23 protein-coding genes and 1 tRNA gene are annotated in these 22,983 nt (G+C 45.0%); 15 read left to right on the plus strand and 9 right to left on the minus strand.

Features of this window, described 5'->3' with window-relative positions; genetic code table 11:
• Positions 1 to 46: 46 nt before the first annotated feature.
• Positions 47 to 490, minus strand: coding sequence for an ACT domain-containing protein (locus tag V6C21_RS02480; protein WP_034841096.1), 444 nt, complete (start codon positions 488 to 490; stop codon positions 47 to 49).
• A 546-nt stretch (positions 491 to 1,036) separates the two neighbouring features.
• Here V6C21_RS02480 and ytvI point away from each other — a divergent pair.
• The 4 genes from ytvI to V6C21_RS02500 all read left to right on the plus strand — a co-directional run bounded on the left by ytvI (position 1,037) and on the right by V6C21_RS02500 (position 5,443).
• Positions 1,037 to 2,110: a sporulation integral membrane protein YtvI gene (ytvI, locus tag V6C21_RS02485; RefSeq protein WP_034841099.1), complete on the plus strand. Its 1,074-nt coding sequence runs from the start codon at positions 1,037 to 1,039 to the stop codon at positions 2,108 to 2,110.
• Positions 2,111 to 2,217: 107 nt separating this feature from the next.
• Entirely contained in the window at positions 2,218 to 3,087 is an 870-nt protein-coding gene (locus V6C21_RS02490) for a hypothetical protein (RefSeq protein WP_479268251.1), read from the plus strand.
• A gap of 30 nt (positions 3,088 to 3,117) precedes the next feature.
• Positions 3,118 to 3,675: a FumA C-terminus/TtdB family hydratase beta subunit gene (locus V6C21_RS02495; protein WP_034841104.1), complete on the plus strand. Its 558-nt coding sequence runs from the start codon at positions 3,118 to 3,120 to the stop codon at positions 3,673 to 3,675.
• Between the two features lie 208 nt (positions 3,676 to 3,883).
• Positions 3,884 to 5,443 carry an NAD(P)/FAD-dependent oxidoreductase gene (locus V6C21_RS02500; RefSeq protein ID WP_479268252.1) on the plus strand — a complete coding sequence of 520 codons (1,560 nt, stop codon included), beginning with the start codon at positions 3,884 to 3,886 and terminating at the stop codon, positions 5,441 to 5,443.
• A gap of 116 nt (positions 5,444 to 5,559) precedes the next feature.
• Here the strand turns inward: V6C21_RS02500 and V6C21_RS02505 are convergent, their stop codons facing one another.
• The gene (locus tag V6C21_RS02505) at positions 5,560 to 6,801 is read right to left on the minus strand and encodes an NAD(P)/FAD-dependent oxidoreductase (protein ID WP_479268253.1); all 1,242 of its coding nucleotides are present in this window, start codon (positions 6,799 to 6,801) and stop codon (positions 5,560 to 5,562) included.
• Positions 6,802 to 6,873: 72 nt separating this feature from the next.
• Positions 6,874 to 7,482 (minus strand): hypothetical protein, encoded by a 609-nt coding sequence (locus V6C21_RS02510; protein ID WP_479268254.1) that lies wholly within the window; start codon positions 7,480 to 7,482, stop codon positions 6,874 to 6,876.
• Positions 7,483 to 7,656: 174 nt separating this feature from the next.
• Here V6C21_RS02510 and V6C21_RS02515 point away from each other — a divergent pair, with 174 nt between their 5' ends.
• The 7 genes from V6C21_RS02515 (at position 7,657) to V6C21_RS02545 (ending at position 15,100) form a co-directional block, all read left to right on the plus strand.
• A complete protein-coding gene (locus V6C21_RS02515; RefSeq protein WP_051492500.1) occupies positions 7,657 to 8,469 on the plus strand; it encodes an SPOCS domain-containing protein in 813 nt (270 codons plus the stop codon).
• Positions 8,470 to 8,795: 326 nt separating this feature from the next.
• Positions 8,796 to 9,224: a 50S ribosomal protein L13 gene (rplM, locus tag V6C21_RS02520; protein WP_034841114.1), complete on the plus strand. Its 429-nt coding sequence runs from the start codon at positions 8,796 to 8,798 to the stop codon at positions 9,222 to 9,224.
• Positions 9,225 to 9,243: 19 nt separating this feature from the next.
• Positions 9,244 to 9,642 carry a 30S ribosomal protein S9 gene (gene rpsI, locus V6C21_RS02525; RefSeq protein WP_034841117.1) on the plus strand — a complete coding sequence of 133 codons (399 nt, stop codon included), beginning with the start codon at positions 9,244 to 9,246 and terminating at the stop codon, positions 9,640 to 9,642.
• A gap of 692 nt (positions 9,643 to 10,334) precedes the next feature.
• On the plus strand, positions 10,335 to 11,429 hold the full coding sequence (locus V6C21_RS02530) for a 3D domain-containing protein (RefSeq protein WP_034841120.1): 1,095 nt from the start codon (positions 10,335 to 10,337) through the stop codon (positions 11,427 to 11,429).
• A gap of 245 nt (positions 11,430 to 11,674) precedes the next feature.
• Positions 11,675 to 13,612 carry a methionine--tRNA ligase gene (gene metG, locus V6C21_RS02535; RefSeq protein ID WP_034841124.1) on the plus strand — a complete coding sequence of 646 codons (1,938 nt, stop codon included), beginning with the start codon at positions 11,675 to 11,677 and terminating at the stop codon, positions 13,610 to 13,612.
• 104 nt (positions 13,613 to 13,716) lie between these two features.
• The gene (locus V6C21_RS02540; RefSeq protein WP_479268255.1) at positions 13,717 to 14,481 is read left to right on the plus strand and encodes a TatD family hydrolase; all 765 of its coding nucleotides are present in this window, start codon (positions 13,717 to 13,719) and stop codon (positions 14,479 to 14,481) included.
• A gap of 22 nt (positions 14,482 to 14,503) precedes the next feature.
• A complete protein-coding gene (locus tag V6C21_RS02545; RefSeq protein ID WP_034841128.1) occupies positions 14,504 to 15,100 on the plus strand; it encodes a TIGR04100 family radical SAM protein in 597 nt (198 codons plus the stop codon).
• 73 nt (positions 15,101 to 15,173) lie between these two features.
• Here V6C21_RS02545 and V6C21_RS02550 read toward each other — a convergent pair whose 3' ends face one another.
• The 6 genes from V6C21_RS02550 to V6C21_RS02575 all read right to left on the minus strand — a co-directional run bounded on the left by V6C21_RS02550 (position 15,174) and on the right by V6C21_RS02575 (position 18,856).
• On the minus strand, positions 15,174 to 15,836 hold the full coding sequence (locus V6C21_RS02550; RefSeq protein WP_479268256.1) for an HAD family hydrolase: 663 nt from the start codon (positions 15,834 to 15,836) through the stop codon (positions 15,174 to 15,176).
• The gene (locus V6C21_RS02555) at positions 15,827 to 16,780 is read right to left on the minus strand and encodes a type I phosphomannose isomerase catalytic subunit (protein WP_479268257.1); all 954 of its coding nucleotides are present in this window, start codon (positions 16,778 to 16,780) and stop codon (positions 15,827 to 15,829) included. The genes V6C21_RS02550 and V6C21_RS02555 overlap by 10 nt, the downstream gene beginning before the upstream one ends.
• Before the next feature lie 95 nt (positions 16,781 to 16,875).
• Positions 16,876 to 17,676 (minus strand): polysaccharide deacetylase family protein, encoded by an 801-nt coding sequence (locus V6C21_RS02560; protein WP_479268258.1) that lies wholly within the window; start codon positions 17,674 to 17,676, stop codon positions 16,876 to 16,878.
• Between the two features lie 139 nt (positions 17,677 to 17,815).
• A complete protein-coding gene (locus tag V6C21_RS02565; protein WP_034841135.1) occupies positions 17,816 to 18,103 on the minus strand; it encodes a spore coat protein in 288 nt (95 codons plus the stop codon).
• Between the two features lie 15 nt (positions 18,104 to 18,118).
• Positions 18,119 to 18,304 (minus strand): ferritin family protein, encoded by a 186-nt coding sequence (locus V6C21_RS02570; RefSeq protein ID WP_034841138.1) that lies wholly within the window; start codon positions 18,302 to 18,304, stop codon positions 18,119 to 18,121.
• Between the two features lie 174 nt (positions 18,305 to 18,478).
• Positions 18,479 to 18,856, minus strand: coding sequence for a type II toxin-antitoxin system PemK/MazF family toxin (locus V6C21_RS02575; protein WP_045085129.1), 378 nt, complete (start codon positions 18,854 to 18,856; stop codon positions 18,479 to 18,481).
• Between the two features lie 372 nt (positions 18,857 to 19,228).
• Here V6C21_RS02575 and V6C21_RS02580 point away from each other — a divergent pair, with 372 nt between their 5' ends.
• The 4 genes from V6C21_RS02580 to V6C21_RS02595 all read left to right on the plus strand — a co-directional run bounded on the left by V6C21_RS02580 (position 19,229) and on the right by V6C21_RS02595 (position 22,978).
• Positions 19,229 to 19,717 carry a TspO/MBR family protein gene (locus tag V6C21_RS02580; RefSeq protein ID WP_034841143.1) on the plus strand — a complete coding sequence of 163 codons (489 nt, stop codon included), beginning with the start codon at positions 19,229 to 19,231 and terminating at the stop codon, positions 19,715 to 19,717.
• A gap of 149 nt (positions 19,718 to 19,866) precedes the next feature.
• Complete coding sequence (locus V6C21_RS02585) at positions 19,867 to 22,095, plus strand: HelD family protein (protein WP_479268259.1); 2,229 nt, start codon at positions 19,867 to 19,869, stop codon at positions 22,093 to 22,095.
• Positions 22,096 to 22,167: 72 nt separating this feature from the next.
• Positions 22,168 to 22,258: transfer RNA gene (locus tag V6C21_RS02590), tRNA-Ser, on the plus strand.
• A 126-nt stretch (positions 22,259 to 22,384) separates the two neighbouring features.
• On the plus strand, positions 22,385 to 22,978 hold the full coding sequence (locus tag V6C21_RS02595; RefSeq protein WP_051492501.1) for a helix-turn-helix domain-containing protein: 594 nt from the start codon (positions 22,385 to 22,387) through the stop codon (positions 22,976 to 22,978).
• The last annotated feature ends 5 nt before the right edge of the window (positions 22,979 to 22,983 follow it).

Genomic DNA, 22,983 nt, shown 5'->3' on the forward strand with positions numbered 1-22,983 from the left:
GACTTTCATGCGGCTGAATGAAAGCTCAAATAAAGCCTATTTGCTGTCAAAACCCTGAAACTACTTCTACGTTGTTGATTCCATCAATTTCACGGATACGGTCAAGCAGGTCGGTCAAGGAAATCTTCATGCCGTCCGCCCGCGCTGTCACAGTGACAGGAGCATACCCGCCGACAGGTATGTTCTGATTTATTGTCATTATATTTGCACCTTCGTGATACAAAAGGCTGGTGAGTTTTGAAAGCATGCCGGCTTCATCCCGCAGCATTGCGTGCAATGTAACAATATATCCTCCTGCTTCCTCGTTAAATGGATGGACGCTGTCCTTATACTTATAAAAGGCACTTCTTGATATGCCTGCTGCACGCGCCGCCTCGTTGACTGAATGGACCTGACCGGACAAAAGCAGTCGCTTTGCCTCGACAACCTTCAGAAACACCTCAGGAAGCACCTGACTTTCAACCAACAGATAATGTGGCATTGAATTCATTTAAAATCCCTCCAGTAATGGCCGCGTGGGAATGTGCTTGGTTTTTTGTCATTATGAATGTTGTGTCCGAATAAGCATTACTTAAAGTGATTTTTAAGTACGATTCAAAACGCAATGTTAATTATGTGTAAAGCGGAACTTGTACCGGATGTTTTCAATGCGATTTTAAGCAGCCAGTCCACCCTACAAGAACGCATGTATTGCTCGTGTGTACACTATAACATTTTATAAATTGCCGTTTCAACCTCTGTTAGATTCAAAATATGCGAGTAAAGCTCGATTTTTCTTCAGGGTGCTCCATTTTTCTTCGATTTACACCTTTATCTCGATATATAGCAATTTGTCATATCTATAATGGCTTTAGTGTTCACTCATCGCTGTTTTCTAACAAAATGGCCAAATGCGGAGAATAATATCGATAAATTTTACATATAAACAGGCAAAAATAGGAAAAATAGAAAGGGTTGATTTAAGATTTTTCCCACGCAGAAACGCACAATAAGGCAAGCGGGAAACTGCATAGGCAGGGGGAAGGGAGGTCAATCCTTGTCTGACAACAGCAAAAGAAAAGTAAACTTTCTGATAAACTGCGCATTCTTTGCTATTCTTGTAGTTATCATATATTTTGCAGTAAAGTACGTATTGGGTTGGGTAATGCCGTTTATAATCGGATTTATTCTCGCCGCGGTTGTTCAGCGGCCGGCAAGATACCTGCATGAGAAAAAACACGCCAATATGAAGGCCTGTTCGGTAGTTGGCGTTTTGCTGCTGACTGCGCTGCTGATTGTGATAATGGGGTTCTGCCTTTTCAAGCTTTTCCGCTGGACAAGCGACGGGGCCCAGAGCCTTCCTGCGATTATCGACAGCCTTACAAGTTTGCTCAAAAGCATTTCAGAAAACATTTCCCCCCTAATGACCCGCCTGCAGAAAAGCACAGGCATGAAATTTGACACCTCGCTGAGCGGAATATCACAGCAGCTGCTGCGGCTGTCCCAGTTGCCCGACTGGGCGGCGGGCGTTCTGCATGATTTTGTCTCCTCACTGCCGATATTCATTTTCGACCTTATTATAACCATTGTGGCGGGGTGCTTTATCGCTGCTGACTACCAGAGGGTTAAGCAGACGCTGTTCCGCTCTTTGCCGGAGAGGTATCGTGAAACAGCCCGTGAATTAAAAAACTTTTTCCTTAATACTGTAACGAAGCTTGTCAAAGCCTACTTAAAGCTTATGGTCATAACATTTGTTGAACTGTCAATCGGGCTTATGCTGCTTGGAATACCGAACGCCATTGTTATATCCGCCGTCATAGCCCTCGTCGATATAATGCCTGTCCTCGGGACAGGGACGGTCATGATACCGTGGGCCATTATAGAATTTCTTGCGGGGAAATTCTATTTGGGAGCGGGGCTTGCGATAGTTTATGCGATAATATCTGTAGTGAGAAATATTATTGAGCCGCGCCTTGTGGGAAACCATATCGGGCTGCATCCGCTTGTGACGCTGCTCGCGATGGTAATTGGACTGAAAGCTTTAGGTTTTGCCGGCATGATCTTTTTCCCGATAGGCATACTGATTTTAAAACATTTATATGACAGCGGCATTATAAGATTGTGGAGGTAATGGCATCTGCTGGTATTGTATTTGATGTCGTGTATTGGTATAATATGATGTAATAGTATTAAGATCGGAGTGCCGGCCGGCGGCAATTATTCAGGAGGGTGGACGGTATGGAGGAAGCGGTCTTTAAGACCACCGTTATGGGCGGATTTAATAAAAGCGAAGTATTGGCTTTTATCGACAAACAGGACGAGCAGTTCAGAGAAAGAGAAAAAGAACTTTTAGCGAAAATTGATAGCCTTAATGCCGAATTAAAAAGCGAAACCCTGCGCAGTGAGGAGCTTGCAAAACAAGTAGAAAAGCTTACAGAAGAGCTGAACGCTGAAAGAGAAAAAAACGCTGAAGTTTTGGAAAAGCTGAATACGATGGGCATTGAGGCCCAAAAGGCAAACGAAGCTTATAAAGCTGACATGGAAAGCCGTGACGCCGAAATACAAAAGTTAAAAGAGGAAGCTGCAGAGCTATACAATGCCAAAAGGGAAGCAGAAGAAAAAGCGGAAAAAGCAGTTGCATATGCTGAGGAACTTAAGGACAAACTTGCTTTAATAGATAAAACGAAGGACCAGATCGGCCGTGCCCTGCTTGAGGCGCAGCAGACCGCCGACAATATCATAAATTCAGCAAATGAAGAGGCCGAGTCTATTAAGGAAAACGCAAAGAACGAGGCCCAAAAACTGATTGACGAGGCTCAAATCAAAGCTGAGGAAATAGAAAATCAGGTCAGGGGAAAGCTCAATTTTCTCCTTAACAGCGTAAAGGAATGTAACGAGCGCATAATGGAGGCCCGTACTAATGCAGCAAACTTTTTCAGCACTATAGATTCGGTTTTTGAATCTATGCAAAACGATTCGGAGGATATAATTAATAATTTCCAAAGCAATTTCCAAAGCGATTTTGATATGCCGGAGAATACAAAGGATGAAGATGAATCGGCGGATGAAGCCCAGACTGTAAAGTTTGATTTCAGTACAGATGATTGAATCTACATATCAGATACAGGGGGAAAATTGATGTCAGCTGAACCTTTGAAAATAGATACGTCACAGTTAAAAGACTGTGCCGGTTCGCTCCGGGCCGGAACACGTGTTTTGCTTTCCGGTACAGTTTATACAGCCCGCGACGCAGCACATAAACGTATTGCGGAACTGATGAAAAAACGGGAAAAGCTGCCCTTTCCCCTTGACGGTGCAGTAATATATTATGCCGGGCCGACAGGAACACCGGAGGGTCTGGCGATTGGTTCATGCGGACCGACCACTTCATCGCGCATGGATGTTTATACACCTGCAATGCTGGATGCCGGCCTTTCCGCAATGATTGGGAAAGGCGAAAGAAGCGAGGAAGTCTGCGAAGCGATAAAGCGCAACGGCGCTGTTTATTTCTGTGCTCTCGGCGGAGCCGGGGCTTTGGCGTGCCGCTGTATCACCTCATGTGAGGTAATCGCCTTTGAGGACCTCGGCTGCGAATCGGTAAAAAAATTAACTTTCCGCGATTTTCCGCTGTTTGTTGCAATAGACTCAAAGGGCGGGAATATTTTTAAAGAAGGCCGTGAGGCATGGAGAGCGTGAGCTGCCGAATGATAAAAGGATGGATACCAAACGGTATCCATCCTTTCTGTTTATTGGCCGGCGATTAATTATGTAACTTTTTTGAAAACTATGTTTTAAATCCAGTGGAATTCCAATAATCAACTTGAAATGGGTATATAGTTAGTTTAAAATAATTTTATTAGCATATAATACCAATTAACCGATATTTTAAATTCAGGAGAACTAAATGAGCAGAAAAACAAAAGCCATAATAATAGGAGCGGGGCCTGCGGGGCTTACCGCAGCATACAAGCTCCTCAAGACAACTGACATCCATCCTGTAATAATTGAAGAAACAGACAGTATCGGCGGCATTTCAAAAACAATAGACTATAAAGGCAACCGCATGGACATCGGCGGGCACCGGTTCTTTTCCAAGAACCAGCAGGTAGTCGATATGTGGACCGAGCTTATGCCCTTGCAGGGCGAACCGGCAAAAGACGATAGAATGCTCGGGCGCAGTGTCCCGCTGAAAAAGGGCGGCCCTGACCCAGAAAAAACCGACAGGGTAATGCTCATAAGAAACAGGGTTTCGCGGATTTTATACCTCAGAAAATTCTTTGACTATCCGCTTTCAATAAAGCCCGCAACTTTTATAAATATGGGGTTTAAAAGAACAGTCAAAGCGGGGCTTGGCTACATCCGTTCAGCCATTTCAAAGCGCGATGAACACTCACTCAAGGACTTTATGATCAACCGTTTCGGGGAGCCTCTTTATGAGATGTTTTTTGAGGATTATACTGAAAAAGTATGGGGCAGGAATCCGGGTGTGATTGACGCCTCATGGGGCGAGCAGCGCATTAAAGGGCTGTCGCTGTCAAAAGCTGTGCTGTCAGTCCTCAAAAAACCTTTTGTAAACAAAAACAACACTAAAAATGTGGAAACTTCGCTTATCAAGACATTTTATTATCCCAAGAAAGGCCCCGGCCAGCTTTGGGAAACGCTGGCGAAAGAGATAGAGAAGCTCGGCGGGGAAATCCATTTGAACACAAAGGCCGTCGGCTTTAACGTCAAAAACGGGGTTATAGAATCCGTTACTGCTGAAAAGGACGGCGTCAAGGAGACCATTGAGGGTGATATATTCTTATCCTCAATGCCGATAAAGGATCTTGTTCGGGCTCTTGGCAGCGGAGTCCCGCAGGATGTCCAGCAAATTGCCGAGAACTTGCCTTATCGTGATTTTATAACGGTCGGGCTGCTTTTAAAGAAACTTAAACTGAAGAATGAAACCAATCTGAAAACCGTTTCAAATATCGTGCCCGATTGCTGGATCTATGTTCAGGAACGCGACGTCAAAATTGGACGTATCCAGATATTCAACAACTGGTCGCCTTATATGGTGAAAGACCTTGAGAATACCGTTTGGATTGGCCTTGAGTATTTCTGCAACGAGGGCGACAGCATGTGGAATATGTCCGACAGCGAATTTATTGATTTTGCCGTTGGCGAACTGTGCAAGATGGATATAATAGATAAAGATGATGTGCTGGATGCGACGAGGATAAAGGTGAAAAAGGCATATCCGGCTTACTTTGATTCTTACAAGGACATAGGGCGGGTTAGAGAATATCTTGACACCATCGATAACCTATACTGCATAGGCCGGAACGGCCAGCATAGGTACAACAATATGGACCATTCAATGCTTACTGCTATGGAAGCGGTTGAGTGTATCCGCACAGGCTCAAAGGATAAGTCAAGGGTGTGGAATGTCAACACCGAAAAGGAATACCATGAAGAAAAATGACCGCGCGGGTATCGGATTCCGCGCCGCGCAATAAGCCGGGCACTTAATAAATAAAGGGCTGTATCGTGCTGAAACTATCAGCGTGATACAGCCCTTTTTGTGCAGGAAATCTGCGGTTAAAATTTAAGCCTGTCGAAGACCATCAGGTCCATGTCGGTGGCGTCGCCGCCGAGGTAAAGGTCGCGGATTAAATCTGCGGCAAGCTGTCCGAAGACTATGCCGTTTGAACCTGTGCAGATATCATAATAGACATTCGGGTAACCCGGCAGCGTGCCGACATACGGCAGCCCGTCGCCGGTATCTACCGATGTGCCAGAGAAATGATATTCCGCTCTTATATTGCTGATTCCAGTCATCATCGAGAACAACCGATGTTCAAGCTCGGTATATTTGCACTGTACTGACAGCGGCGCTTTTATTAACCGTGCCAATTTGCCGTTCTCATCTATATGGCAACTGTCAAGGCCGCCGATTAAAATGCGGTTGTCGGGCAGGGTGCGCAGGTAAATATACGGGTCACCGTCATCGCGGATAATACAGCGGTTGTACCATCCCGAAAAGTCCTCAACCGGAGCTGTTACAACACAAAACGTAGTTTTGAGCTGAACAAGATGCCGGGCGGCCTCTCTGGCGGCGGCGATACCTGTTGCATTGACCATTTTTTTCGCTCTGATTTTATGATGGCGTTTGGTTTCAAGGGTAATGCCGTCAAAGTCAGGGGTGACAACTTCAACCGGCGTATTTTCATATGCGCGCATGCCGAGCTCTACCGCTTCCCCAATAAGCGCCTGCGTGAACCGGTATGGGTTTATTTCGCCTGCCATGCCGGAGGTGTAAATACCCGCCTCGACGCGGAACGAAAAGCGTTCCGCGGCTTTTTCACTGTCGAGGAATTCAACCGGGAAATCGTGATGGCGCCGCAGGAGATATTCCTGCCGCATACGCTCGGCACCGTATTCGCATGGGGTGTAATAAAAACTGTCCCGCCGCGAAAAACCTACATTGGCTCCGAGTTCTTTTGTAATCTGTTCAATCTCGTCAAGGCCGCGGATACATGCTTGGTAGGTTCTTACCGCTTTTTCAATTCCGATTAGTTCCTTGAGCCCCTTGAGTTCATAATCGAAGTCATATTGCAGGATTGACGAGGACGAGCCGGTACTGCCGTAACCGAAAAGTTCGGCGTCCACAAGTACGGTGTCTATTCCGGCCTTCTGGAGCTGATAGGCGCATAATGCGCCAGTGACTCCTCCGCCGACAACTGCGATTTCACAGGTTATATCTTCAGACAAATAAGGATATTGGCTCGGTATCTTAGCAGTTTCAGTCCAGTATGGAGCATTAACAACCGTCTGAGTCAATTTAAATCACCGCCATATGAGAAATTCAGTTCTACTTAACTTATTTTGCTTTTAATGGCGGTGTTTATACGTTTACTTTATCTCTTCAGTGTCCCCATCTTCTTTTTTGTTATCATCCGATACCTTTTTAGCGTCCCGCGCGTCAGTGCTGGCCGATAACATCTTTTCTACCGCTGCTGTATCCATTTCAAGCAGATCTTTAATGGGCAGATTTGCATCGCCGATACGCACTGCTGTTGCGTTTTCGACGTGCATTATGCCGCTTTTGGACATCTCATGCTCCTTGTTATTGCTGGCATAGATAACAACATCTATTTGACCTTGTATTTCAAAGTTCCATATAGTGTTTGCTGCCTGTGAAAAAGTGATTATCGGGTTAAATGTCGCCTCTGCTCTGTAGCTTTCAGGGTCGCTGTCCGGCGGGATATTGCACGAAACCATTTCACTGAAATTTATGCTCTGAGTCTGGGTGACATATACTTTCTGTTTTTCGGCGTTGACATAACTGTAAAGGAGGTAGACAGTATATTCGCCGTAAACAATGACCGTACCGATGTCAATGATTTTTGCAAATATGCTGTTTACCTTGATTTCGCTGTCCTCTATGGCCGAAGAAAAAAATCGAAGCTGAATATTGTTCTTGTATATTACAGGTTTTCCGCCTCTGCTGACTATTTCCATTGATTATACCCTCCGCTGCAAAAATCTGTCCCTTAATTATATTATGAAGTAATTTTTTTGATGACATTGTCGACAAATTAATTTCCACACAAAGTTATGTCACTTGTCCAACATCACGCGTATAATGTATTGAACCCGCTTATGGCGGCAATTTTCTATACGAGGAGAATCACAATGTGTGAGAAGAAACCCGATAAGAAGCCTGAGAAGAAGTTCGAAAAGAAATTGATTCAGGTTCCTGTAGTAGTTGGGGTAGGCGAAGACCAGTTCTTTGTCGAAAAAGAGATTCGCATTAGCCCGCCTTGCCCACCTGTCTATATGGTTAAAGAGATAAAGAAGTGGATCGACGTCTATGATGTCAAAGTTATCCACGGAAAGATACTCTTTAATGCTTTCCTGTGGAAAGACATCAACTACAAGACTGCCGATAAGGTCTGCGCGTGTGAGTCTTCAGTCTGCGGACCGGTATTCCACTACACTACAAAGATTGGCTTCGGCGGCTTTATTGAGGTTTGCGGCGACGCCAAACCCGGCGATAAGGCAGAACTGCTCGAAGCCAAGATTGAAGGCGAAAGAGACGATTGGAAAGGCGAATGCTTCAAGCAGGGTGTTAAAGTCTTCACCAAGCTTGTTGAGAAGACCGTTATCAAGCTTAAATTCAAGGTTGTCCGCGAAAAAGAATTGCTTGTTGACGCCTATCCTATAAAGAAAGACTTCTTCAAAGACGAGTTTGAAAAGAAAGATTTCTTCAAGGATGACTATGACAAGAAAGATGACTTTGATAAATTTGACGAGTATGACAAAAAGGATTTTTACGACGATTACGATAAGAAAGATAAGTTCGATAAATTCGGCTATGATGAAAAAGATTATTACAAGGACGAGTATGATAGGAAAGATTTCTGCAAAGACGAGTTTGATAAGAAGGATTTCTTCAAGGATAAATTTGATAAAAAGGATGACTACGGATATCCCGATAAATATTAATCCAGTCTGCACGTGATGCGTGCGCAAAAAGGGCTGCCCTCAATTGGGGGCAGCCCTTTTTTGTGCTCAGTTTCATACATAAAAAATGGGACAGCAGCGGAGCTACAGCTATAAAACGGGCGAAAACGCAAGAATAACGAAGCTTTTAAGAAACAGATTAAAATATCGCAAATTTACCCTTGACATTTCACACGTGTGTAATATATAATTTATGGTGCGCGTATAGAGACGGTTTATTAATTGCCGCATTACGCGGAATAAACAGCGCGAAAATCAAGGTTTATCGCCTTTATTATTGAGTAATGAAAAATCGGGAGGAGACCAAAATGTCAACTTATATGCCAACAGCGGAAAGCATTAACCGCAAATGGTACATTATTGACGCTGCCGGCAAGCCAGTCGGCCGTGTTGCAGCAACTGCCGCAGCTATCCTGCGCGGTAAGCATAAAACAACTTTTGTCCCACATCTTGATTGCGGTGATCATGTTATTGTTATTAACGCTGAGAAAGCTGTTCTTACTGGCAGCAAACTCGATAAGAAATTCTATCGCTATCACACCGGCTACGTCGGGGGCCTTAAAGAGATTAAATACCGCACACTGATGAACGAAAAGCCTGAAAAGGTAATCGAGCTTGCGGTTAAGGGCATGATTCCCTCAACAGTTATCGGTCGTTCCGCATTGAAACGTCTTCGTGTATATCGCGGTGCTGAGCATGTTCACGCTGCACAGAAGCCCGAAGAGTGGAAAATATAAGAAAGGAGATTAACGCTTTATGTATAACGATAGACCTTATCTTTACGGCACCGGACGCAGGAAAAACTCGGTTGCCCGCGTAAGACTTTATCCGGGCACTGGTTCAATAACCATAAATGGAAGGGATATTGACGATTATTTTGGCCTTGAAACACTCAAGCTCATCGTTCGTCAGCCCCTCGTAATAACCAACACACTCGGCCGCTTTGATATAGTTGCCAATGTAAAAGGCGGCGGCGTTTCCGGTCAGGCTGGAGCAATCCGCCACGGCCTTTCACGTGCGCTGCTTCAGGCAGACGATTCATTCCGTCCTATCCTGAAGAAAGCCGGATTCTTGACCCGTGACCCGAGAATGAAGGAGAGGAAAAAGTACGGTCTCAAAGCCGCACGCCGCGCTCCCCAGTTCTCAAAGAGATAATTATTTCAAATATTATCACAAGGCTCCGAAACACTTGTTTCGGAGCCTTGTTTTTTGCCATTTTAATCGACTCTACTGCCGAAAGTCAGAATTTATAGGGCAAAACCATGTATGCACATCGAATTCGGAAGATTGAATGTTGCCATACATCCTGACGAAACAACATAAAGATTTATTGAGGTTTATAGATGACATCCGACGGCAGAATTCTGGGATGCTGCAATCATCAATGTTGTGTGACAAGGCGTATCAGCGAAAAAATTTTGTAACAAAAAATAATTTTAATAATTAAAAAAACTAAATGGCTTTCCATTTTTTCCGGAAAGCCATTTAAATTTGCTTTTTTGACCTTTTTCGAGGGGAAAAGAGCGAATTTGATGTTACAAATTAATTTCACTATAAGTTACAAATTGTTACGTATATTCTTGAAAAATTCTAAATATATGACAAAAATCCACAAATCCAATATTATAATTTATGCACAATGACTAACAAAAGAGGAAAATTTGTGCACTATGCTGGTTGACATTTGAAATGCTCTTTAATATAATAAACAAAACGGTTACAAAACGGTAATAGAATAAATGCAAGCTACAGCACTAAGACAATTTCATTTTATGGTAACAACAGCGATAATTCGAATATTTGGCAATTTATTATACCAACGAAATCAGAGCAAAAGGAGAGATACGATGGATAATGTCGCCGGGAATATAAAAGTCCGACGAAGTTTGCCAGCCGTTTTCTCAGCCATATGCGAAGCAATGCCGAAGATTGATATCAAAAAAACAGCTGTTATGCTCTGCCCGTTCGGCGCGGCGTTAGCCGCCGGTGCTGTAATGCTCAATATGAAGCATGTCAAGATCGTAACACCTGATAAAACGGCGAACCTAATTACGTTTAAAGCCAGTGTATCGGATATACTAAACAGCGCGGGAATAATCCCATCGGAAAACGATAAGATTTTGCTCAGCGTAAATGATGACAACAACGTGACGATAAAAGTACTGCCAGCGTTTAAAGTTACCGTTACCGCTGACAATCAAATCAAAACGCTGATGACGGCGGACGGAACGGTTGCAGACATTTTAAAACAAGCGAATATTAAACTTGGCCCTGAGGATATTCTGAATATGCCGAAGGATGCTAAAGTGAAGCCCAACGACAATATTGTTGTCAGCCGGGTGACTTATGAGACAAAAGTGTCTTATGTTTCCGTCCCGTTTAAGACGGAGACCCAGACTACCATAAACTTAAAAAAAGGTGTCCAGAAAGTAATTCAGGAAGGCAAGGAAGGGCAGAACGCCATAACAAAAAGGATTAAGTTGGTTAACGGAAAAGCTGTCCAAGAGGAGATAATCGGTGAAAGTGTAGTAACGCAGCCTGTAAATAAAAAGATCCTCATAGGCACCGCGTCTTCTACTCCGGTTTCAAATGTAGTTTCACCGTCAAGCCTGAAGCTTGATAAAAAAGGTGTTCCGCTTCACTATTCCCATTGCTATAAGGGCAAGGCAACGGCCTATTACGCCAAGCCCGGAACCAAAACGAGCACCGGCCGCACAGTAAAAGTCGGCTATGTAGCGGTTGACCCGAGTAAGATTCCGTACGGATCAAAATTGTATATTATGACTCCGGACGGCTCTTATGTTTACGGATACGCGATCGCTGCCGATACAGGGGCTTTTGTCCACAACGGGAGCGGAATAATAGCGGACCTTTTCATGCCCTCTCGTGAGGCGTGCAGAAAGTTTGGCGCGAGGACAGTTTTGATTTACGTTTTAAACTAAAAGATTGACAAGCAAAGAGCGTGCAATTTATTTGCACGCTCTTTTTGCGCCTATTATACTTCCTTACGCACTGGGCTTTGACATTTTACAGGTTTAATGCTAAAAATTATGTTTAGGATGTAATTTTCAGCATTGAGATTTTCAGTCTTGATTGCTATTAATCGCGTTTATTGGTATAATATAAATATTGGCTTTGAAATTAGCGGATATTTCCGCGGAAAATTAACTGGATGGAAGGCAAGAGTATGGAGAGCAAAAAATATTATATCACAACCCCTATTTATTACGCTTCAGGCAAGTTGCACATTGGAAACACATATACTACCGTTGTGGCAGATGCACTTGCGAGATTCAAGCGAATGCAGGGATATGATGTAATGTTTTTAACCGGTACTGACGAGCACGGTCAGAAGATAGAGGGCAAAGCGAAAGAGGCCGGTTTGACTCCAAAGGAATATGTCGACCGTATGGTCGCTGACATAAAGAAATTGTGGTCGCTATATAATATTTCAAACGACCGCTTTATCCGCACGACTGACGATTATCACGAGCGTGCCGTTCAGAAGATTTTTAAAAAGCTGTATGACAAGGGCGATATCTACAAGGGCAAATACGAAGGTTGGTATTGCAAGCCATGTGAAGCATTCTGGACTGACACGCAGGTAAAGGACGGCGTATGCCCCGACTGCGGCAGAAAAGTCGAATGGGCACAGGAGGAAGCGTATTTCTTCCGTATTTCAAAATACGCTGACCGCTTGCTGGACTATTATGAAAAGCACCCGGATTTCATTCAACCCCAGTCCCGCATGAATGAAATGATAAACAATTTCATTAAACCGGGCCTTGAGGATACCTGCGTTTCCAGAACCTCATTCACATGGGGCGTTCCGGTTGATTTTGACCCGAAGCATGTCGTTTATGTCTGGATAGACGCGCTGTCAAACTATATTACCGCACTCGGCTACGGCTCTGACGACGAGTCAGATTTCAAGAAATATTGGCCTGCCGATATTCACTTGGTCGGCAAGGAGATTGTCCGTTTCCACACAATCATCTGGCCGGCGCTGCTGATGGCCCTTGATATACCGCTGCCTAAGAAGGTTTTCGGGCATGGATGGCTGCTGCTCGGCGGCGACAAGATGTCAAAATCCAAGGGCAATATAATCGACCCGGTTATATTGCGCAACCGCTACGGCGTGGACGCGGTCAGATACTTCCTGCTTCGTGAGATACCTTTTGGCTCGGACGGCAACTTCTCAACAGAAGCGCTCATCAACCGCACAAATTCTGACCTTGCGAACGACCTCGGCAATCTGGTATCCCGCACCGTTGCGATGATAGAGAAATATTTCGGCGGTACTCTGCCGGATATCTTTGAGCACCATGACATTGACGATGAACTCGCTGAAATGGCTGTCCAAACCGGTTCCCTTGTAGAAACCAATATGGATAACCTCCAGATTTCTCAGGCGCTTGCAGAGATTTGGAAATTTGTTTCCCGTACCAACAAATATATCGACGAAAATATGCCCTGGGTGCTCGCCAAAGACCCGAGTAAACAGGCAAGACTCGCTACAGTGCTGCGCAACCTCAGTGAATCTATCCGTATCATATCAATTTATATAGAGCCGTTCATGCCTGATACCGCTGTGGAAATCAGGAAGCGTATCGGCGCCAATCCTGTCATGTCATGGAGCGAATCAAAGAATTTCCATGCTCTGCCCAAGGGCTTCAAAGTGACAAACGGCAAGCCGCTTTTCCCGCGCCTTGACCTTGAAAAAGAGCTTGACGCTCTTGAGGCGCTTAAGGAAAAGTCAAATGCAGAGGAGAAAAAGAAAGAAGAGCCTGAAGGCGTCGCTCAGATTACCATTGATGATTTCGCAAAGGTGGATTTGAGGGTCGCAAAAGTTACGGCTTGCGAAAAGGTAGAGAAATCCGATAAGCTGCTGAAATTGCAGTTAAAAGTCGGCAGCGAGAACCGCCAGGTCGTTTCTGGCATCGCTAAATGGTATAAGCCCGAAGACCTAATCGGCAAAAAGATTATTCTCGTCTACAACTTAAAACCCGCAAAGCTTCGCGGTGTCGAGAGCCAGGGCATGATTCTGGCGGCGGACACAAGCGACGGAGCTGCAAAGGTCATATTTGTAGATGACAGTGTAGAAGACGGTTCCAAGCTGCGCTGAATAAAGGCGGCAAAATGGCCCGTTTTACCGCGGAATTGATGTATTCCGGATGTTGAGAAATCTTTGCTTTAAATCAACTGTCAGGCAAAAAGGGATACGCGCCAATGGAGATTTTTGATACACACGCACATTACGATGATTCCTCATTTGACGATGACCGCAGCATACTGCTGGGTAAAACCCTGCCGGAAGCGGGCGTAGTCGGCGTTATTTCAGCGGGTACGACGGTAGAGTCGTCCCGCTTTAATGCGTCTCTTGCCCAGAAATACGATTATGTCTATTTTGCGGCGGGCATACAGCCAGAGGAAACGGAAAAAACCGGTGACGGTTACCTTGAAGAGATTGCAGAAATAATTAAAAGCAGCGATAAGGCGGTCGCGGTTGGCGAGATTGGGCTCGATTACCACTGGAAGATTGATAAGCCGACTCAGAAGCGTTTCTTCGAGGAACAGCTTATTCTTGCGAATGAACTCAACAAACCCGTTATAATCCACGACAGGGAAGCGCATGCAGATACGCTCGAACTCGTCAAGAAGTATAAGCCCCGCGGGACGCTCCACTGCTTTTCCGGCAGCGCCGAGACTGCTATGGAATTTGTAAGATTAGGGCTTTATATCGGTTTTACCGGAGCGGTGACGTTCAAAAACAACAAGAAAGCGCCTAAAGTGATAGAGGTAGTACCGATTGACCGCATACTTGTTGAGACAGACTGCCCCTATATGGCCCCTGAGCCTTTGCGCGGGCGCAGGAGCGATTCTACAATGATAGAACACACTTTGGCATTCATTGCACGCATAAAAGGGGTTACCACGGAGGAAATGGCGCATATAACGGCGGAAAACGCAAGACGGCTCTTTAATTTGAATTAAGTGATATGAGGGAGCTGACTGTATGACTATAACCTATAGGCTTGGCGACAGCCTTTATGTAAATATGACGAATAGATGCAGCAACCGCTGCGATTTCTGCATACGGAACTACGGCGACGGCATAGGCGGGTCCGGAGATTTGTGGCTTGACCGCGAGCCGACTGTCGACGAAACGGTTCAGGATATATTAAAAAACGTGTCTGGGTGCAAGGAACTGGTTTTCTGCGGATACGGCGAGCCTTTGATGCGCCTTGACGACGTTATCGCCGTTATAAAGGCGGTTAAACCGAAAATCGGTATTCCTGTGAGGATAAATACTAACGGCCAAGCCGACCTTATCCACGGCCGGCAGACCGCGAAGGAACTTGCGGGGCTTGTCGATACGGTGTCGATCAGCCTTAATGCTCCGAACGCTAAAGAATACGAGGCGCTTTGCCACAGCGATTACGGAGAAAAGGCGTTTGACGCCATCCTCAAGTACGCCGCCGACTGCAAAAAATACATACCGAATGTCGTTTTTTCCGTCGTCGACGTAATGGACAAAGAAGATATTGAGAAGTGCCGCAAAATAGCGGAGGATATAGGCGTTAAATTCCGTGTCAGGGAAATGATAAAATAAGCGTTTAGGGATAAAACAACTCCCGTGCCGCAGAAAAACCCGCGGCGCGGGAGTTGTTGTTTTGTTTAAAAAGTTAAAATATCAGATTGTCTGCAACCTCGCCGAAGTCGTGTATATAATAGTCCGCCGTTTTCAATATCTGCTCTTTTTCACAAGCCGAACGGTTATCAAAGACACCTGCTACTTTCATTCCGACGGATTTTGCGGATTTTATGCCGGCGAGAATATCCTCAAACACGATACAGCGTTCAGGCGGGGTCTTGAGCTTTTCCGCGCATAGCAGGTACACGTCGGGGGAGTTTTTGTCTTTTCCTGCCTGATCTGTTGTCACATATGCGTCAAAGCAGTTGAAAATATCAAACTTTTTGAGCAGGGGAATAAAAAGGTCTGCGTCGGTCGCTGTAGCAAGCCCTATTTTGAGCCCTGCCCCGCTGAGCTTCTTTATGAATTCCGCGGCGTGGGGCTTCAGCTCAATGTTATTGGCATACTCGTTTTCGCACAACTGATACCACTCGCAGATTATCTCATTAATGGAAAGGCTCAGGTTAAAGCGGCGCTTCGTATATTCCGCCGCCTTATTAAAATCCATGGCCTTGATGGCGTCTTTGTAATCATCCGGCATGTCAAGCCCGTGTGCTTCAAAGAATATGTCGTCGACTCTGTCCCACATCTCCATGGAGTCGGCGATAGTTCCGTCTAAGTCGAAAATCGCCGCCTCAATACCCCTTAAATCCATGACATCAGCAGCCTTGACTGCCCATTAAGGGTATATTTTCCGAGACTTGCGGGTATTAGAGCCGTATCACCCTTTTTAAGCGGGGTTTCGCCGCCGTCATAGCTTATCACGATATCTCCGGATAGATTCATAATTACCATAAGTGTTTTTCCCTCTGCATTTCTTTCAAGTTTTCCGGACAGCTTTACCTCGTCAATATTGAAAAATTCACTGCGCAGTATTTCCCTTTGCGTTTCCCCGCTGTCCTGCTGCGGTTCCGCTGCTGCGCCTCCAAAGTTGATAACGTCGAGCGCTTTGTCTATGTGAAGCTCCCGCGGTTTGCCGTCTTTGCCGAGACGTCCCCAGTCGTAAATGCGGTAGGTGGTATTGCTGTTTTGCTGGATCTCGGCTATGAGGATACCGTCGAGAATCGCATGCACTGTCCCGGCAGGGATAAAGAGCGAGTCGTGGGGCTTGACAGGGACAACGCGCAGGGTATCGGCAACAGTGCCGTTTTTTACCGCTGAAATAAATTCGTCTTTAGTAATGTCCTTTTTAAGGCCATATATGAGCTTTGCGCCCGGTTTCGCGTCAACTATATACCAAAGCTCATTTTTCCCGTTTTCTTCGCCTGTTTTTCTGGCGTAAGCGTCATCAGGATGAACCTGGACGGAGAGTCTGTCGTTCGCGTCAATGTACTTTATAAGCAGCGGAAACCTGCTGCCGTATTTTTTAACACATTCCGTGCCGAGCAGTTTTTCCCCGTATTGTTCTATAAGGTCAGACAATGAAGAACCGGCAAGCGGCCCGTTATCGACAACGCTCATACCGTCTGGTCTGCAGCAGAGTTCCCAGCTCTCAGCAGTTTTTTCATAGGGGGTTTTTCGGTCAAAGTATTTTGATATATTTTTCCCGCCCCATATGATTTCTTTATATACAGGTCGGAATTTGAGAGGGTAAAGCATTGTCATCACTTCCTTATAGAGTATTGTCAGTTTAAATTATACCATTAAATTAGTAAATAAAAAAGCGGCCGCTTAAAACGGCCGAAGGTAAATTTTTATTGGGGCTGTACTATTTTTATGACGTCATGCAGGTTTTCTCCGACAAAAGCCCGCGGGAATTCATACCTGCTGTCGGTTACGCTGCCGGCCCCGCCGTTCATCTTAAAGCAGATTTTAAAGCCCAACTGCTGCGCGGCTTTAATTGTATCTTTGTTATATTTTCCCGACGGATACGCTATGTAATTTACCTTTCTGTCGAGCAGCCGTTCAAGCGCGGCTTTGGACTCCGATAGCTCTTTGTATTGTTCTTGGTATGAGAGCTTGTCGAGGTTTGGGTGGCTTAAGGTGTGACATTCCACGCGCATGCCGTTCGCGTCCATTTCCTTTATCTGTTCGGCGGTGAGATAGTTGTCCCGCGCGTCGCCTATTTTTGATGTAATCATAAACACTGTAGCCTTGAAATGGTACTTTTTGAGTATGGGGAAAGCATTTGTATAATTGTCGCCGTAGCCGTCATCAAACGTCAGAACCACCGATTTTTCAGGGACCGGCCTTTTGCCGGAAACCGCGTCATAAAGCTCGTCGAGGGAAAGGGTATGATAACCGTTGTCATACAGCCACTTCATCTGCGTTTCAAATTTTTCTTTCGGTATGCGGAGAATGTTGCCCTTTTCATAGAGTATTGAATGATACATGAGCACTGGAATACGGGTAGTAGTGGCGGTCGAGGGGCGTGTGCTCACAGATACAGCCTTGCCGGATTGGGTTGGCTTTGAGGCGCAGGAGGTCAGCCCCGCTGCTGTTATCAGCGCGACTGCGGCAAACGCTATAACCTTCTCAATAACGGTTTGTTTCATACAAAGCTCCTTGACGGGCGCTTAATTTAATGTTTTTGCAGACAAAACGCGGGCCTGCTTGATTCCAATTATATATCTTGAAAATGACCGGCGTCAATTTGCATATTCTATGTAGGGGGCGAACTGATGTCCGCCCAAATCAGCCGAGCATATTCTGATATTTCTGCTTAGCCTGCTGAATCTGCTGCTCTTCTGCGGGCTTTACCTGATACCAGCCGCGTTTTTGTGCCTCGTTGAAAAGCTCGGCCTGAATCTGATGCTCGTCTTTCAGTATATTCATGAATTCATCGCGAAGGTTTGGCGTTGCACATTCGTTGGCGTAAGTGTTGTATGCGTAAGAGATAAGTTTCTGTGAGGCTATGGAATCGTTAATCATTTCCTGATCGCCCATTGTATTTGAGCCTTGAATGTTAGTACTAAACTGCATTATATGGTTCCCCCTTTAGCTAAGATGACTCATCAAACGGTTAAAATGGTCTTGGTGCCTTGACGCAACCTGCTCGCATTTCTGGCGAAGCTGAGGGTCGCTGCAGGCATTAGCAAAGGTGCGGTATTTTTTGACGAGCATCTGTTCGTAGTTAAGCTGGTCCTCAAGGGCGGACAGCTCTTTTGATGTTATATTTGCCATAAGGACACTCCTTTTACGTTAAGGTATAGCGGTGCAAAAACGATTTGCCGCGATAATAGTTTGCCCCAAATGCTGCGCAATTATAATAAGAAACAAACAACAATAAAGGATAAAAAAAGTGCCTGCCGAAAAAGGGGCAGGCATTGAGGAAACGCCAAATTCAGAAACGCTGCTTTATGTATTGCCCGCGTTTCTGTCGGCGCAGGAAGTACCAAGACCAAAGCTGATTGACAGCGCCATGTCTACTTTTTGCATAGAAGTATAGTCAAGGGCGCCCATCCTCTCTTTTAGTCTTCTTTTGTCAAGAGTTCTTATCTGTTCCAAAAGTACGACCGAGTCTTTTGCCAGTCCGCATTTATCTGCATTTATATTAATATGCGTCGGCAGCTTAGTTTTGGAAGTCTGACTTGTAATCGCAGCAGCGATAACTGTCGGACTGTATTTGTTCCCTATATCGTTTTGAACAATGAGTACTGGCCGCACACCGCCCTGTTCAGAACCAACAACAGGGCTTAAATCAGCATAATAAATGTCTCCTCTGTGTACAGTCATAAACTCTCCACTCTCCGTTTAGGGATTCGTCGTTGTAAAAGCCAACTGCAATAGGGCGATGTCTTCAACATCCGCCGGGTATTAATGGCAGTTGACTTTTTACACTTTTATTTTGCCACGATTCACGTGTGATAATCATATAAATCATAAATTTACAAAAATTTGTAATCAAAATTTTTGCTAATTGGGTTCAAACTATCGCTTCATTACATAATATTCAGCGGCACACAAAAATGGGACAACTTTACAGTGAAATAGTGAGACAGGCCATGCTGACAAATTGATGCAATTTCAGTTTATTTTGCATTATCCCCATATTTTTTTCATATATTATAAAAGCCTTGCGGTGTTCGCTAAAGGAAGGTGGCTTTTATGGAGGGTAAAAAAGAGATAGGCAATATCCCGAAGCTCATTTTGTCGTTTGGATTGTCTTTAGTTACCGGAGGGGCAGCGTTTCTTTTCTCGATGAATGCGAGCGAAATATATGGAGCGTTGAAGAAGCCGGTTTTTGCGCCTCCGGCATGGGTATTTGGGCCTGTTTGGGCTGTTTTGTATATTCTTATAGCTGTTGCGCTTTACCTTGTGTTAAAAAAAGGGATGAAACAGCCCAATGTAAAAAACGCGCTATTATATTATTGTATCCAACTGGCGTTCAATATACTCTGGAGCGCATTGTTTTTCACATTAAACCTGCGGGCCGCGGCATTAGTCGATATAATAATCCTTTTAGTCTATGCCACAATCACGACGGTCAAGTTTTTCAGAATCGACAAAGCAGCGGGGGTGTTGATGATACTGTATCTCCTTTGGATTTTATTCGCCACTGTGCTCAACCTCGCCCTTGTCATACTCAACGGCTAAAATTCGATGCTTAGTTGATTATTGACTTAATTGATATCTTGGGATTATAATAGAAGTTACGCAATTACAATAAATAAGGAAAAAGTAACCCCGGCAGCGTCAACCTGTCGGGGATATAACTATATAATTTCCTGATTCAGGAGGTCAAAATGGACGAAAATAGCAAGGAATTTGCCTATGAAAAAAGATATCTCGAGTCTGTGCTGAGTTTTCTGAAGCGGGAAATTTATGATATCAGGGAAGCACTTGATATAAGAAAACGTATTCTCCACCGCGAAAGGCGGGAACTGGGTATTTTAGTCAGTGAGAACCGCAGCTCCGGTCTGTCGGCCGATATTTCACAGAGTATTGCCGAAGACCGGCGCCAATTGAACGCGATAAATATGATGGCGAAACTGCTTGACCGCGATAAAAAGCTGCTTGCGTCGCCGTATTTTGGACGCTTTGATTTTATAGAGGACGGCGAAAGCGGACCGGAAAAATTCTATATTGGGCTGCACAACGTCTATGATACGGGCGGCGACGGAACTATCTATGTCTATGACTGGCGCGCCCCCATATGCAGCATGTTTTACAGAAATGAACTGGGACGGGCAAGTTATACGGCGCCGGGCGGAGAAATCAGCGGCGAAATCACTTTAAAAAGGCAGTACCGCATAGAGAATTCAAAGCTCAAATACTTTTTCGATTCCAGCCTTGTCATAAACGACGAGGTGCTTCAAGAAACCTTGGCGCATAATGCCTCGCCCCAGATGCGGGACATAGTCCGGACCATCCAGAGTGAGCAGGATTTGATAATCCGCAATTCGGAAAGCGACTTGCTTATAGCGCAAGGCTCAGCCGGCAGCGGTAAAACCACCATAGCGCTTCACCGCATTGCATATCTGCTTTATCACAGCGCCGCTAAGGGACTTACGAGCAAAAACATCATCATTTTGTCCTTAAGCCGCGTATTTAGCAAATATATAGCCTCTGTTCTCCCATCTCTCGGCGAAGAAAACGTAAAAGAGATAACTTTCGATGAGCTGGCGGACAGTATTGGCATATCAGCGGATTTTGACCGCGTTGAATTTGTGGACAAGCTGCTGTCAAACGAAAGAAACGGCTCGGACAAACTGCTCAAGAGTGCGCTCACTTTTAAGGGGTCGAGAGAGTTTGCAGTTATTCTGGAGCGCTTCCTGCGTTATTACACCCACAGGCTGATTGAATTTACCGATATAAGCTATGACGGGAAGATTATTGCGAACCGCGAGGAGATAAAGAATATCTTCCTGCGGGACAAGACCGGCACGCCGCCGCTCAGCCGCATGCGCAGAATAGAGACTATCCTAAAAAGCCGAATAGATATTCGTCAAAAGGAGATGCACAAGAGGCTGCAGGATAAGTTTAAGGCCATGCCGGAACATCAGTTTGACTATAAAAGTGTCGCTCGCTTAATATCAATAAAGAGGACAAACAAGGCGCTGAAACAGATTATGGAATTTACGAGGTTCAGCGCGATGGATGTTTATAAAGCGCTGTTTTCAGATTTCGGACGCTTCAAAAGGATCTGCAAAGGTCTTGGACTGCCGGATAATATTGAAGAGATTTTTGAGTATACAAAAGAATCGCTGAAAAACGGGGCAGGCTATGACGATATGGCGGCGCTCTGTTATCTGGCGCTGCTTATAGACAAACCGGCCGGATTTGACGACATAAGGCATGTCGTCGTCGATGAGGCGCAGGATTATCTGCCACTCCATTACGCAGTTCTCGCGAAGCTGTTCCCCCGCGCTTCCTACACCATTCTCGGCGACATCGGGCAGTCCGTTGAAACCGGCGCGACGATGGGGCTTTATAAGGAAATTACAGAGATTTTGAATAAAAAGCGCCCTGGGCTGATGACTCTTAATAAGAGCTACCGCAGCTCGTATGAGATTACGAATTTCTCGCTGAAAATCCCGCAGGAGAAGCCTGAGATTTCGGCGTTTGAGCGGCATGAAAAGGAGCCGGAACTGATTTTCTGCGAGGATGAGAAGCTGGACGAACGCATTGCCGCGGATATAAAAGCGGCGCTCGATGAGGGGTTTGGCACTGCGGCGGTAATATGCCCGACAAAGCGGCAGACAAGGGAACTTTATGAGCGCCTCTCAAAGAAGATACCTGTGACATTGCTTGAAAAATCGGGTGAGGTAAAGAACGGTGCGCTTATTATGCCCGCCTATCTTTCAAAAGGCCTCGAGTTTGACTGCGTTTTTGTGCCTTATCTTGATGATGACAATTACGGCGGGGAGTTTTCAAACAGGCTATTATATATAGCCTGCACCCGTCCGCTCCACAGACTTAAACTTTATTACAGCAAAGAGAGCGGTATTCTCAAGCGCCTGATGGGGCAATAATCCTATTGACTTTTAGGGCATTTTATATTAAAATAGTCACTGCCTTTATGGGCGGCTTAATATAAAATGCATGGAAGAGTATCGAAGTGGTCATAACGGGCCGCACTCGAAATGCGGTAGCTCCTAACGGGGCTCGTGGGTTCGAATCCCACCTCTTCCGCCAAATTGAAGTCCGGACGCATATTAGCGTCCGGACTTTTTTATTATCGCCTTATATGACGGCAGTTGACTTTCAGAATAAATATGTTAAACTATTAGTACTGAATATTCAGTACAAAAGGGGATTAATATGGGTGAACAAAATGCACGCGAAAGAATTTTGCAGGCAGCGTTAAAAGTATTTGCCGAGAAGAGTTTTGAAGGTTCCCGCATTGACGAAATCGCCCGTGAAGCGAATGTGCCAAAGTCACTTATCTATTACCATTTTAAAAGTAAAAATGAGATTTTAGAGGTGTTGAGTGCAAGATTCATCGAAGAATATGAGCGTCTTTTATCAGCAAGCTCGAATGAGACACATCAGGAAAAGGCGCAGGGACTGACTGAGCGGATGAAGAATGTATATTATGAATTTGGCCAGAGGAACGCGGACTTAGTCAGGGTGATGTTTATTGATTCACTTAAAAAGTCAAACGAGAAACCTATTCTTTATAAGGTACTGGATGCCTTAATTGCCAAAGATATCAAAAATGATTCCGATACAGACTATGATATCCAAGAAAGAAGAATTGCAGAATTCTTTACCAGCCTTATTCCCAATTATGCTTACATTTGTTTCGCAGATTCATGGACGCAGTATTTTGGCGTTGACAGAAAACGGTTCGACCAGCTGTACGGAAAAATATATGGGGAAATTCATGGTGGATATCATGAAAGGCATAAATAAAAAGT

Origin of the sequence: [Clostridium] cellulosi, from assembly GCF_036762875.1 — a bacterium.
GTDB lineage: Bacteria > Bacillota > Clostridia > Oscillospirales > Ethanoligenentaceae > Ruminiclostridium_D > Ruminiclostridium_D cellulosi.

What these genes read in the sequence shown, in the direction of transcription:
- V6C21_RS02570 (WP_034841138.1), bottom strand. Translation starts at nt 18,304, where the DNA reads ATGGCAAATATAACATCAAAAGAGCTGTCCGCCCTTGAGGACCAGCTT.
- V6C21_RS02585 (WP_479268259.1), top strand. Translation starts at nt 19,867, where the DNA reads ATGGACGAAAATAGCAAGGAATTTGCCTATGAAAAAAGATATCTCGAG.
- V6C21_RS02515 (WP_051492500.1), top strand. Translation starts at nt 7,657, where the DNA reads ATGTGTGAGAAGAAACCCGATAAGAAGCCTGAGAAGAAGTTCGAAAAG.
- V6C21_RS02550 (WP_479268256.1), bottom strand. Translation starts at nt 15,836, where the DNA reads ATGGATTTAAGGGGTATTGAGGCGGCGATTTTCGACTTAGACGGAACT.
- V6C21_RS02500 (WP_479268252.1), top strand. Translation starts at nt 3,884, where the DNA reads ATGAGCAGAAAAACAAAAGCCATAATAATAGGAGCGGGGCCTGCGGGG.
- V6C21_RS02540 (WP_479268255.1), top strand. Translation starts at nt 13,717, where the DNA reads ATGGAGATTTTTGATACACACGCACATTACGATGATTCCTCATTTGAC.
- rplM (WP_034841114.1), top strand. Translation starts at nt 8,796, where the DNA reads ATGTCAACTTATATGCCAACAGCGGAAAGCATTAACCGCAAATGGTAC.
- metG (WP_034841124.1), top strand. Translation starts at nt 11,675, where the DNA reads ATGGAGAGCAAAAAATATTATATCACAACCCCTATTTATTACGCTTCA.
- V6C21_RS02495 (WP_034841104.1), top strand. Translation starts at nt 3,118, where the DNA reads ATGTCAGCTGAACCTTTGAAAATAGATACGTCACAGTTAAAAGACTGT.
- V6C21_RS02560 (WP_479268258.1), bottom strand. Translation starts at nt 17,676, where the DNA reads ATGAAACAAACCGTTATTGAGAAGGTTATAGCGTTTGCCGCAGTCGCG.
- V6C21_RS02555 (WP_479268257.1), bottom strand. Translation starts at nt 16,780, where the DNA reads ATGCTTTACCCTCTCAAATTCCGACCTGTATATAAAGAAATCATATGG.
- V6C21_RS02565 (WP_034841135.1), bottom strand. Translation starts at nt 18,103, where the DNA reads ATGCAGTTTAGTACTAACATTCAAGGCTCAAATACAATGGGCGATCAG.
- V6C21_RS02595 (WP_051492501.1), top strand. Translation starts at nt 22,385, where the DNA reads ATGGGTGAACAAAATGCACGCGAAAGAATTTTGCAGGCAGCGTTAAAA.
- V6C21_RS02510 (WP_479268254.1), bottom strand. Translation starts at nt 7,482, where the DNA reads ATGGAAATAGTCAGCAGAGGCGGAAAACCTGTAATATACAAGAACAAT.
- V6C21_RS02490 (WP_479268251.1), top strand. Translation starts at nt 2,218, where the DNA reads ATGGAGGAAGCGGTCTTTAAGACCACCGTTATGGGCGGATTTAATAAA.
- V6C21_RS02545 (WP_034841128.1), top strand. Translation starts at nt 14,504, where the DNA reads ATGACTATAACCTATAGGCTTGGCGACAGCCTTTATGTAAATATGACG.
- V6C21_RS02580 (WP_034841143.1), top strand. Translation starts at nt 19,229, where the DNA reads ATGGAGGGTAAAAAAGAGATAGGCAATATCCCGAAGCTCATTTTGTCG.
- V6C21_RS02530 (WP_034841120.1), top strand. Translation starts at nt 10,335, where the DNA reads ATGGATAATGTCGCCGGGAATATAAAAGTCCGACGAAGTTTGCCAGCC.
- rpsI (WP_034841117.1), top strand. Translation starts at nt 9,244, where the DNA reads ATGTATAACGATAGACCTTATCTTTACGGCACCGGACGCAGGAAAAAC.
- V6C21_RS02575 (WP_045085129.1), bottom strand. Translation starts at nt 18,856, where the DNA reads ATGACTGTACACAGAGGAGACATTTATTATGCTGATTTAAGCCCTGTT.
- V6C21_RS02480 (WP_034841096.1), bottom strand. Translation starts at nt 490, where the DNA reads ATGAATTCAATGCCACATTATCTGTTGGTTGAAAGTCAGGTGCTTCCT.